We start from the raw sequence: 11,394 nt of genomic DNA, 5'->3' as shown, positions 1-11,394 counted from the left end.
CGCTTCAACAGAAAGCCCCGGCTCTTGCGAGTCGGGGCTTTTTTTTGCCTGTGATCGTTCCCACGCTCTGCGTGGGAATGCAGCCCGGGACGCTCCGCGTCCCTTCCCACAACCGAACGCGGAGCGTCCGTAGAGGCATTCCCACGCAGAGCGTGGGAACGATCAGCCCCGCTCTTCTTTCGAAGGCGGGGCTTTTTGCAGCTTTAGGTGATCAGAACAAATCGATCGGCGCCGCTTCATCCGCTGGCAGTGGGCTGCCCGGCGCAGTGCCGTTGCCCAGCTCGTTCGCCGACGGCGGCGTGTCTTCGGCCTTGAACAGCTCGAAGTAGGCACCTGGCGTGCCTGGGGTGGCTGCACGGCCGCTGACCGGGTCGACTCGCAGGCTGAGGATGCCTTCCGGCTCTTGCTGCGTATGGGGCGGCATGCCTTTGAGTGCGGCGCCCATGTAACTCATCCAGATCGGCAGGGCGACGGTGCCGCCGAACTCCTTGCGACCCAGGCTTTCAGGCTGGTCGAAACCGGTCCAGACGGTCGTTACATAATCGGCGTTGTAACCAGAGAACCAGGCGTCCTTGGACTCGTTGGTGGTACCGGTCTTGCCCGCAATGTCGCTGCGGCCCAAGGCCAGGGCACGGCGTCCGGTGCCGAGTTTGATCACGTCCTCGAGCATGCTGTTGAGAATGTAAGTGGTACGACCATCGACGATGCGCTCGGCCACGGCCGGCGTTTGCGGCGCTGGCTGGGCAGTCAGGGCTTCGCCCGGGGTTGCGTTGACGGTGAAGGCGTTGGCCGCGACAGGGGCGGCGATGCCGTCGCTGGCTACGCCGCCTTTTGGCACGCTCGGCGGGTTGGCGACGAACAGCGTGTCGCCATTGCGGCTTTCGATCTTGTCGATGATGTAGGGGCTGATCTTGTAGCCGCCATTGGCGAAGGTGCTCCAGCCAGTGGCGATTTCCATTGGCGTCAGCGTCGCGGTGCCCAGGGCCAGGGACAAGTTGCGTGGCAGGTCCTGCTTGTTGAAGCCAAACTTACTGATGTAATCAATGGTGCGGTCGACGCCCAGCGCCTGCAGCAAGCGGATCGACACCAGGTTGCGCGACTTGTAGAGCGCTTCACGCATACGGATCGGGCCGAGGAAGGTGTTGGTGTCGTTCTTCGGACGCCAGACCTTGTCCAGGTACTCGTCGACGAACACGATCGGTGCGTCGTTCACCAGGCTGGCGGCGGTATAGCCGTTATCCAGCGCTGCACTGTAGACGAACGGCTTGAAGCTCGATCCAGGCTGGCGCTTGGCCTGCATGGCGCGGTTGTAGTTGCTCTGTTCAAAGGCGAAACCGCCGACCAGGGAACGAATGGCACCGTTCTGCGGGTCGAGGGAAACCAGTGCGCCCTGAGCCTGCGGGATCTGGCTGAATTTCAGCGAATTGTCTGGCTGACGCTGTACCCGAATCAGGTCGCCGACCTGGGCGACGTCCGACGGCTGCTTCGGATTGGCGCCCATGCTGTTGGTGTTCAGGAACGGACGCGCCCATTTCATGCTGTCCCAACCGACGTGTTCGTCGCCGGTACGGGTCATCACCTGTAGGCCGGTCTTGTCGACCTGGGTGACGATGGCAGGCTCAAGGCTGCTGATGGTGCGCTGCTTGGTCAGCTCGGTTGTCCAGGCCTCGCGAGTCTTGCCCGGCAGGCGTGACTCCGGGCCCCGATAACCATGACGCTGGTCGTAGGTCATCAAACCTTCGTGGACCGCGGTGTTGGCCATTTCCTGAAGGTTGCTCGGCACCGTGGTGGTGACGCGGAAACCCTCGGTATAGGCGTCGCTGCCATAACGACCGACCATTTCGGCGCGGGCCATTTCAGCGATGTATGGTGCATTCACTTCCGGGGTCGGCACGTGATAGCTGGCGTTCAGCGGCTCGTTGATCGCCGTGGTGTAGTCGGCTTCGGTGATCTTGCCAAGCTTGTACATGCGCCCAAGGATCCAGTCGCGACGTTCCTTGCTGCGGGCCGGGTTGGCCAGCGGGTTAAAACGCGAAGGGGCTTTTGGCAGCCCGGCGATCATCGCCATCTGCGCCAGGCTGACATCACGAATCGACTTGCCGTAGTAAACCTGCGCGGCGGCTTCAATGCCGTAGGCGCGGTTGCCCAGATAGATCTTGTTGACGTAGAGCTCGAGGATCTCGTCCTTGGTCAGCTGTCGTTCGATCTGAAGGGCCAGGAGAATTTCGGTGGTTTTGCGCGAGAAGCTGCGTTCGCTGGTCAGGAAGAAGTTCTTCGCCACCTGCATGGTGATGGTGCTGCCGCCGGACTGAATGTGTCCGCTTTTTACCAGCTGGGTGGCCGCGCGCATCAGGCTGCTAGGGTCGACGCCATAATGGTTGGCGAAGTTGTCGTCTTCAGCACTTAGTAACGCATTAATGAAATTGGGGGGAATGTCGGCGAAACGGATCGGTGTGCGGCGCATTTCGCCAAACTCTGCGATCAACTTGTTGTCGCTGCTGTACACCCGCAAAGGAATCTGCAACTGAATGCTTCTCAGAGCCTCCACGGACGGCAATCCCGGACTAAGGTAGAGAAAAGCGCCGCTAAGACCGAGGAGCAGTCCGCAGAAAACGGCGACGATGGACCAACCGAAAAATTTCAGCAGACGAATCAAGGCTTTTGGACATCCAGGGCAAAGAATGAATGAGGCATCAGGGTTCAGATAACAGGGAACGACCCGCGCTTGAAAGTAAAAACCGGAAAAAAACGCTGGGCATTATAAGCATTTTTCCGTCGAGGGCGTCATTTGCGCTGCTGTCAAGACGGGTGGTTTGAACGCAACGGATATTACAGAGTCCGTAAGACACGGATAGTCATAGGGAATTGGTAGTGCTAGGACTCTTCAATAAAAAGGCCAATACGCTTCTGGGGATCGACATCAGCTCCACGTCGGTAAAACTTCTGGAGCTAAGCCGCCAGGGCGACCGCTATCGGGTCGAGGCCTATGCGGTGGAGCCTTTGCCCGCCAATGCGGTGGTCGAAAAAAATATCGCCGAGCTCGAAGGCGTGGGGCAGGCACTCGCGCGCGTGCTGCTCAAGGCCAGAACCAGTACCAAGAACGTCGCCGTGGCCGTGGCCGGTTCGGCGGTGATCACCAAGACCATCGAGATGGACGCCGGTCTTTCCGACGACGAGATGGAAAACCAGCTGAAGATCGAGGCCGATCAATACATTCCTTATCCATTGGACGAAGTGGCCATCGACTTTGAGGTCCAGGGTGTTTCCGCGCGCAACCCCGAGCGAGTCAATGTGCTGCTGGCGGCCTGTCGCAAGGAAAACGTCGAGGTCCGGGAAGCGGCCCTGGCTCTGGCGGGCCTGACGGCGCGCGTGGTCGACGTCGAGGCCTATGCGCTGGAGCGTTCTTACACGTTGCTGGTGGGGCAACTGGCTGCTTCTCAGGAGCGTCTGACGGTAGCGGTGGTCGACATCGGCGCGACCATGACCACCCTGAGCGTGCTGCACAAGGGACGAATCATCTACACCCGCGAACAATTGTTCGGCGGTCGTCAACTGACGGAGGAAATCCAGCGACGTTATGGGCTGACTGTTGAGCAGGCCGGGTTGGCCAAGAAGCAGGGCGGTTTGCCTGACGATTACGTCAGCGAGGTGTTGCAACCGTTTCGCGATGCGCTGGTGCAGCAGGTGTCGCGTTCGTTGCAGTTTTTCTTCGCCTCCGGTCAGTACAACTCGGTTGATCACATCCTGCTGGCCGGAGGTACCGCGTCGGTCTCGGGGCTGGATCGGTTGATCGAGCAGCGATTGGGCACGCCGACGCAAGTGGCCAACCCATTCTCCGACATGGCCCTGAGCAGCAAGGTCAACGCCGGTGCCCTGGCCAGCGACGCGCCGGCACTGATGATCGCCTGCGGGCTGGCCCTCAGGAGTTTCGACTGATGGCGCGGATCAATCTTTTACCCTGGCGTGAAGAGCAGCGAGAAGAGCGCCGCAAACGCTTTTTGCTGGCGCTGGTGGGTGTGCTGTTGGGGACGGTGGGCGTGGTGCTGATTGCGAACCAGGCCATCAATGGCGCCATCGATCGGCAAGTGGCTCGTAATGACTACATCGGAAAACAGATTGCCGTGGTCGACGAGCGGATTAAACAGATCAGCGATTTGAAGGCCCGTCGCCAGCAACTGGTCGAGCGCATGCGCATCATCCAGGACCTGCAAGGCAACCGTCCGATCAGTGGGCGGATCTTCGATCAGTTAGCGCGTACCTTGCCGGACGGAGTGTATTTCACCGAGGTGAAAATGGCTGGCAAAACCCTGTCCATTACGGGCGCGGCAGACTCCAACAATCGTGTTTCGGACCTGATGCGTAATCTGGATGCGTCGGACTGGTTCAATGCGCCGACCCTGACGGAAGTCAAAGCGACCACCGCCGGTCAATTGGACCAGGCCAACGTCTTTCAATTAACCGTTCGTCAGACTCAGCCTGCCGCTGAGGAGGGCGGACAATGACTCCGTCTGAATGGTTCGAAGGCCTGCGCAAGATCGACATCAACGATCTGGACACCAACAACATCGGTTCCTGGCCGCGAGCCATTAAGGCACTGGCAGGTGTCCTGCTGATGATTCTGGTGCTGGCTCTGGGCTACAGCTTTTCCATGAGCGACCTTCAAACCCGGCTCGAACAAACGCGCGAGGAAGAGTCGACCCTCAAGGAACAATTCGCCAACAAGGCGCACATGGCGGCGAACCTGGAGCTGTATACCCAACAGATGAAGGAGATGGAAAACTCCTTCGGCGTGCTGCTGCGGCAATTGCCCAGTGACACCGAAGTGCCTGGCCTGCTGGAGGACATCACTCGCACCGGCCTGGGCAGTGGCCTGGAATTCGAAGAGATCAAACTGCTGCCAGAGGTCACGCAGCAGTTCTACATCGAGCTGCCGATCCAGATCACCGTTACCGGTGCCTATCACGACCTGGCCACCTTCGTCAGCGGCGTGGCCGGGCTGCCACGGATTGTCACCCTGCATGACTTCGACCTTGCGCCGGCCAACCCGGAAGGTGGTCCGAAGTTGCGCATGAGCATCCTTGCCAAGACCTACCGCTACAACGACAAGGGGCTGCAAAAATGAGCCCGATTCGTTGCTTCTCGGTGGTTGTGTTGGTCGCCGGCCTGGCCGGTTGTGGCAGCGACAATGACTTCAGCGACCTGGACGCGTACATGAATGACATGCGTTTGCGTGCGCCCGGCAAGATTGAACCAACGCCGACATTTCGGTCTTACCCAACATTCACCTACAGCGCCGCCAACCTGCGAAGCCCGTTTTCCCGACAGATCAGAGTCGATCTGGCCGGCCAGAAGCACGGCTCACGCAATGTCAAACCTGACCCTGATCGGGTCAAGCAGTACCTCGAAGGTTTCAACATCGAGCAGTTTGAAATGGTCGGAACGATCGCCAATGCGACCGGCTCCTTTGCGCTGCTGCGCGGGGCGGGTGGGGTGCATCGGTTGAAAGTCGGCGATTACCTGGGGCGTAACGATGGGCGGATCGTCGCCATCAGCGGCTCGCAGGTCGATGTGGTCGAAATCGTTCCGGACGGCCAAGGCGCCTGGCTGGAGCGGCCGCGGACCATCCCTTTGAAAGAGCACTCATAGTGGAACTCGAATAATGAACAGGATTTTCTCAACCTTCGGTATTTCGCTATGGATAGCGTTGCTGTCGCCGATGGTACAAGCGGCCAACCTCAAAGCGCTGGATGTTGCGGCGCTGCCAGGGGACCGCGTCGAGTTGAAGTTGTCGTTCGATGGGCCGCCACCACCGCCCCACGGTTACACCACGGAACAACCTGCTCGGATTGCGCTGGATCTGCCCGGCGTAGTCAGTCAGCTAAAAAGCAAAAATCGTGACCTGGGCGGTGGTAATGCCCGCAGCGCCACGGTGGTGGAAGCCAAGGACCGTACGCGACTGATCATCAATCTGACCCAGTTGACCCCGTATAACACGCGGGTCGAAGGCAACAATCTGTTCGTGGTGGTCGGGCAAGGAGCCAACAAAACGACCTCAAGCCCAGCTCCCAAAACGCAGCGCGCCGCGACTGCAACACCCGCCCCGGCGAAAGCCTATGCGCCGGTAGGCAAGGCCATCCGGGGTGTGGATTTCCAGCGCGGCACTCAGGGCGAAGGCAATGTGGTCATCGATCTGTCGGACCCTTCCATCGCCCCGGACATTCAGGAGCGCGACGGCAAGATCATCCTCGGTTTCGCCAAGACCCAATTGCCTGAACCGTTGCGTGTACGTCTGGACGTCAAGGATTTCGCCACGCCGGTGCAGTTCGTCAACGCCAGCGCCACCGGTGATCGGGCCACGATCAGCATTGAGCCCAGCGGCGCATTCGATTATTCGACTTACCAGACCGACAACAAGCTCACCGTCAGCATCCGGCCGATGACCATCGATGACTTGCAGAAGCGCAACACTGAACGTTTTGCCTACACCGGTGAAAAACTCTCGTTGAATTTCCAGGACATCGATGTGCGTTCGGTGCTGCAACTGATCGCCGACTTCACCAATCTCAACCTGGTGGCCAGCGACACCGTGCAGGGCGGCATCACGCTGCGTTTGCAAAACGTACCGTGGGATCAGGCGCTGGATCTGGTGTTGAAAACCAAGGGTCTGGATAAACGCAAGATCGGTAACGTTTTGCTGGTGGCGCCGGCCGATGAAATCGCTGCCCGCGAGCGTCAGGAGCTGGAGTCGCAGAAGCAGATTGCTGACCTGGCACCCCTGCGTCGCGAGCTGTTGCAGGTCAACTACGCCAAAGCTGCCGACATCGCCAAGCTGTTCCAGTCAGTGACCAGTGCCGAGGCAAAAGCCGATGAGCGGGGCTCGATCACGGTTGATGAGCGGACCAACAACATCATTGCCTACCAGACCCAGGATCGTCTCGACGAACTGCGTCGCATCGTCGCGCAACTGGATATCCCGGTGCGTCAGGTGATGATCGAGGCGCGCATCGTCGAAGCCAACGTCGACTATGACAAAAGCCTCGGCGTGCGTTGGGGCGGTTCATTGCAGAACAAGGGCAACTGGAACACCTCAGGCGTCAGCAATAATGGGGCTAACGCTTCGTCGACCATCGGTACGCCTGGTAGCACCAGCACCAACTCGCCGTTCGTCGACCTGGGCACCGCCGCCAACACCTCGGGGCTCGGCATCGCATTCATCACCGACAATGTGCTGCTGGATCTCGAGCTGACGGCCATGGAGAAGACCGGTAACGGCGAAATTGTCTCGCAGCCCAAGGTGGTCACGTCGGACAAGGAAACTGCGAAAATCCTCAAGGGCACGGAGATTCCCTACCAGGAAGCCAGCTCCAGCGGCGCGACCTCGGTGTCGTTCAAGGAAGCCTCGCTGTCTCTGGAGGTGACGCCGCAGATCACCCCGGACAACCGGATCATCATGGAGGTCAAGGTCACCAAAGATGAACCGGACTACCTGAACAAGGTGCAGGATGTACCGCCCATCAAGAAAAACGAGGTCAATGCCAAGGTCCTGGTCAACGACGGCGAGACCATCGTGATTGGTGGAGTTTTCTCAAATACTCAGAGCAAGGTTGTAGATAAGGTGCCATTTCTCGGTGATGTGCCGTATCTTGGCCGCCTTTTCCGGCGTGACGTGGTTTCGGAGAAAAAATCCGAGCTGCTGGTATTTCTCACTCCGCGTATCATGAATAACCAGGCGATTGCTGTGAGTCATTGATTCTGTGCGAAATTTGATTCTTGTTGGACCGATGGGGGCTGGAAAAAGCACCATCGGCCGGTTGCTGGCCAAAGAGCTGCGCCTGCCGTTCAAAGATTCCGATAAGGAAATTGAATTGCGCACGGGCGCCAATATCCCGTGGATTTTCGATAAGGAAGGCGAACCGGGCTTTCGTGACCGCGAGCAGGCGATGATTGCCGAGCTGTGCGGGTGCGACGGCGTGGTGCTGGCGACCGGTGGCGGCGCGGTGATGCGCGAGGCCAATCGTCGGGCGCTGCACGCCGGGGGGCGGGTGGTCTATCTGCATGCGTCTGTCGAGCAGCAGGTGGGCCGCACTTCCCGTGACCGCAATCGACCGCTGTTGCGTACTGCCGATCCGGCCAAGACCCTTCGGGATCTGCTGGCGATTCGCGATCCGCTTTATCGGGAAATCGCCGATCTGGTGGTGGAAACCGATGAGCGGCCGCCGCGAATGGTGGTGCTCGATATTCTCGAGCGCTTGCAGCAGCTACCTCCCCGTTAATGCGCAGTGCGAAATGCGCTATCCTCGGCGTCCTGTCACAGCCGCTCAAGGTTGTGGCGGATGGCTACCGAACGGCGTCACACCAGCAGACGCCGTGGACATTCGTTAACTCAAGGCAGGACGCCTGATTCCATCTTCACTGTGGGGACACATGCAGACACTCAAGGTCGATCTAGGCGAGCGCAGCTACCCGATTCATATTGGCGAAGGTTTGTTGGATCAACCTGAGCTGCTGGCTCCGCATATCCGCGGACGGCAAGTGGCGATCATCTCCAACGAGACCGTTGCGCCGCTCTATCTCGAGCGTCTGACCCGCAGCCTCGCACCGTTCTCGGTGGTTTCCGTGGTGCTGCCCGACGGCGAAGCCTTCAAGACCTGGGAAACCCTGCAGCTGATTTTCGACGGTCTGCTGACCGCACGGCACGACCGCCGTACCACGGTGATCGCCCTCGGTGGCGGCGTGATTGGTGACATGGCCGGTTTTGCTGCCGCCTGCTACCAGCGTGGTGTCGATTTCATCCAGATTCCGACCACGCTGCTGTCGCAAGTCGACTCTTCGGTGGGCGGCAAGACCGGGATCAACCATCCCTTGGGCAAGAACATGGTCGGCGCTTTCTATCAGCCGAACGTAGTGCTGATTGATACCGCTACTCTCAATACCCTGCCGGCCCGCGAACTGTCCGCCGGGCTTGCCGAGGTCATCAAATACGGGCTGATCTGCGACGAGCCGTTCCTGACCTGGCTTGAAGAAAACGTCGATCGCCTGCGCGCCCTGGACCAGGTCGCCCTGACGTACGCCATCGAGCGCTCTTGCGCAGCCAAGGCTGCGGTGGTCGGTGCCGACGAACGGGAGACCGGTGTTCGCGCCACGCTCAACCTGGGTCACACCTTCGGCCACGCCATCGAAACTCACATGGGCTATGGTGTGTGGCTGCATGGTGAGGCGGTCGCTGCTGGCACCGTAATGGCCTTGGAAATGTCCGCGCGCCTGGGCTGGATCAGCGAACAAGAGCGCGATCGCGGCATTCGTCTGTTCCAGCGTGCCGGCCTGCCGGTCATCCCGCCTGAAGAGATGACTGAAGCCGATTTTCTCGAACACATGGCAATTGACAAGAAAGTGATCGACGGTCGTTTGCGCCTGGTGCTGCTGCGCCACATGGGCGAAGCGGTGGTGACCGACGATTATCCGAAAGAGGTTTTACAGGCCACGCTGGGAGCGGATTACCGCGCTCTGGCTCAGCTTAAAGGTTAATAAGATCCCGATGACTAGTTTGCACGCCGACGAGGCTTTCCTCGGCCATTACCAGTTGAGTCATGACCCTTTTGCTCCACGGGTGCCTGGCTTCAAATTCTTCCCGGCCCAGCGCAAACCGGTGCTGGGGCAACTGCATCACCTGGCACGCTACAGCCAGTTGCTGTTGGTCGTCACCGGCCCACAAGGCAGTGGCAAGACGCTGTTGCGTCAGGCACTGGTGGCCAGCACCAACAAACAGTCGGTGCAGAGCGTGGTGGTTTCCGCCCGTGGCGCCGGCGATGCGGCGGGTGTGCTGCGTCAGGTCGCTCAGGCGCTGAACGTCGCCCAGGCCGAGATCGGCGCGATTCTGGCTCAAGTGGTGCAGCTTGCGCTCACGGGGCAGGAAGTCTATTTGCTGGTGGATGACGCCGAGCAACTCGACGAGTCCGCGCTGGAAACCTTGCTGGCCTTGGCCGCCGGTGCACCGGAAGGTCGCCCGCATGTGTTCCTGTTCGGCGAGTCGTCGCTGATTGCTCAACTTGAGGCGCTGAGCCTCGAGGAAGAGCGTTTCCACGTCATCGAGTTGCAGCCCTACACCGAAGAAGAAACCCGCGAATATCTGGACCAGCGACTCGAAGGCGCCGGTCGGGGTATCGAACTTTTTACCGCAGATCAGATCTCTGATATTCACGAAAGCTCCGACGGTTGGCCTGGCACCATCAACCAGGTTGCCCGCGATGCAATGATCGAAGCCATGATTGCCAGCCGCTCAGCGGTCAAGCGTCCAAGTATGGGGTTCAACATGCCGAAGAAACACGTATTGGCGATTTCCGCCGTCGTCGTCGTCGCGGTAGCCGCCGCCTGGTTGATGCCGGGTCGCAGCAAAGCACCAACCACGGGTGCACCTGCCAACGAACAGGCGCAACTGCCGCTCGGCCAGGGCACGCCACAACCTAACAGTGGCGGCGCACCTGCCGTCGAATTCGCCGGTAACTCGCAACCGATGCCATTGCCGCTGGTCGGCAACTCGCAGCCGGTCATGCGCGGTCCGCTGGCCGAAGCTGCCGGCGGCATCACCGAAGGCGACGACGGCGTGCCGGTCGAAGGTTCCAGCGCTACGCCGCCAACCGTGACCACCACCGCGCCTCCAGCAGGTCTGTCGGCCGGTCCTGCATCGACGCCAGCCTCCAAGCCTGTGCCTGCGCCGACTCAGGTCGCTACGGCCAAGCCAGCCCCGGCGCCTGCCGTGAAGCCTGCGCCAGTGGTTAAACCCGCGCCGGTGACCAAACCTGCCGAGAAACCAACCACCGTGGCCAAGGCCGCCGGTGGCAGCTGGTACGCCGGACAACCGACGAGCAACTACGTGGTGCAGATCCTCGGCACCAGCTCTGAAGCGACCGCGCAAAACTTCGTGAAAGAGCAGGGCGGCGAGTACCGTTATTTCAAGAAAGTCCTCAACGGCAAGCCGCTTTACGTCATCACTTACGGTAGCTTCGCCAACCGCGATGCAGCCCTTACCGCCATCAAGGCCTTGCCAGCGAAGGTTCAGGCTGGTAAACCTTGGCCTCGCTCCGTCGCCAGCGTCCAACAGGAACTGGCTACAGCTCGCTGATGATTCGGCGGCCTTACCCAGGCCGCCTCTCCCGGCACCTCAAAATTTTCCGCAAGTAGCATGCTGCCCTAGAGGCTGCGTGCCTTGTGGTGTCTGCGTCACAGTGGTCTTTGAGTCGTTGCGGTCAACATTAAAAATGTTTTGACTAGCACAGCATATCGCTTTAAACCTTTCACAAATGCGACATAGATTTGCGACATTTCGTCGTCAAATTTGTGAGCCTCTGTGTCGGTGTGTACAATGACCTCCCTTTTGCCCCCGCAAAGCTGGCGTAC

9 protein-coding genes are annotated in these 11,394 nt (G+C 59.8%); 8 read left to right on the top strand and 1 reads right to left on the bottom strand.

The genetic code is table 11. The features are described from left to right. Positions 1 to 211: 211 nt before the first annotated feature. A complete protein-coding gene (locus ACYZT5_RS22515; RefSeq protein WP_462052294.1) occupies positions 212 to 2,653 on the bottom strand; it encodes a penicillin-binding protein 1A in 2,442 nt (813 codons plus the stop codon). Between the two features lie 218 nt (positions 2,654 to 2,871). On the opposite strand from ACYZT5_RS22515, the gene ACYZT5_RS22510 reads away from it, so the two are divergent. The 8 genes from ACYZT5_RS22510 (at position 2,872) to ACYZT5_RS22475 (ending at position 11,119) form a co-directional block, all read left to right on the top strand. Beyond that, positions 2,872 to 3,936, top strand: a complete 1,065-nt coding sequence (locus ACYZT5_RS22510) for a pilus assembly protein PilM (RefSeq protein WP_462047473.1) — start codon at positions 2,872 to 2,874, stop codon at positions 3,934 to 3,936. Beyond that, positions 3,936 to 4,502 (top strand): PilN domain-containing protein, encoded by a 567-nt coding sequence (locus tag ACYZT5_RS22505; RefSeq protein WP_462047472.1) that lies wholly within the window; start codon positions 3,936 to 3,938, stop codon positions 4,500 to 4,502. The genes ACYZT5_RS22510 and ACYZT5_RS22505 overlap by 1 nt, the downstream gene beginning before the upstream one ends. Further along, positions 4,499 to 5,122 carry a type 4a pilus biogenesis protein PilO gene (pilO, locus tag ACYZT5_RS22500; RefSeq protein WP_462047471.1) on the top strand — a complete coding sequence of 208 codons (624 nt, stop codon included), beginning with the start codon at positions 4,499 to 4,501 and terminating at the stop codon, positions 5,120 to 5,122. The genes ACYZT5_RS22505 and pilO overlap by 4 nt, the downstream gene beginning before the upstream one ends. Continuing rightward, positions 5,119 to 5,646, top strand: coding sequence for a pilus assembly protein PilP (locus tag ACYZT5_RS22495; RefSeq protein ID WP_462047470.1), 528 nt, complete (start codon positions 5,119 to 5,121; stop codon positions 5,644 to 5,646). The genes pilO and ACYZT5_RS22495 overlap by 4 nt, the downstream gene beginning before the upstream one ends. Before the next feature lie 13 nt (positions 5,647 to 5,659). Beyond that, the gene (gene pilQ, locus ACYZT5_RS22490; protein ID WP_462047469.1) at positions 5,660 to 7,750 is read left to right on the top strand and encodes a type IV pilus secretin PilQ; all 2,091 of its coding nucleotides are present in this window, start codon (positions 5,660 to 5,662) and stop codon (positions 7,748 to 7,750) included. A 4-nt stretch (positions 7,751 to 7,754) separates the two neighbouring features. Continuing rightward, the gene (gene aroK, locus ACYZT5_RS22485; RefSeq protein WP_010464421.1) at positions 7,755 to 8,273 is read left to right on the top strand and encodes a shikimate kinase AroK; all 519 of its coding nucleotides are present in this window, start codon (positions 7,755 to 7,757) and stop codon (positions 8,271 to 8,273) included. 151 nt (positions 8,274 to 8,424) lie between these two features. Next, a complete protein-coding gene (gene aroB / locus ACYZT5_RS22480) occupies positions 8,425 to 9,525 on the top strand; it encodes a 3-dehydroquinate synthase (protein WP_462047468.1) in 1,101 nt (366 codons plus the stop codon). Between the two features lie 10 nt (positions 9,526 to 9,535). After that, on the top strand, positions 9,536 to 11,119 hold the full coding sequence (locus ACYZT5_RS22475) for an AAA family ATPase (RefSeq protein WP_462047467.1): 1,584 nt from the start codon (positions 9,536 to 9,538) through the stop codon (positions 11,117 to 11,119). Positions 11,120 to 11,394 lie beyond the last annotated feature (275 nt).

Source organism: Pseudomonas sp. LB3P14, assembly GCF_054898045.1.
The sequence above is the reverse complement of the archived record's forward strand: the minus strand, read 5'-3'. Positions and strand labels throughout refer to the sequence as shown.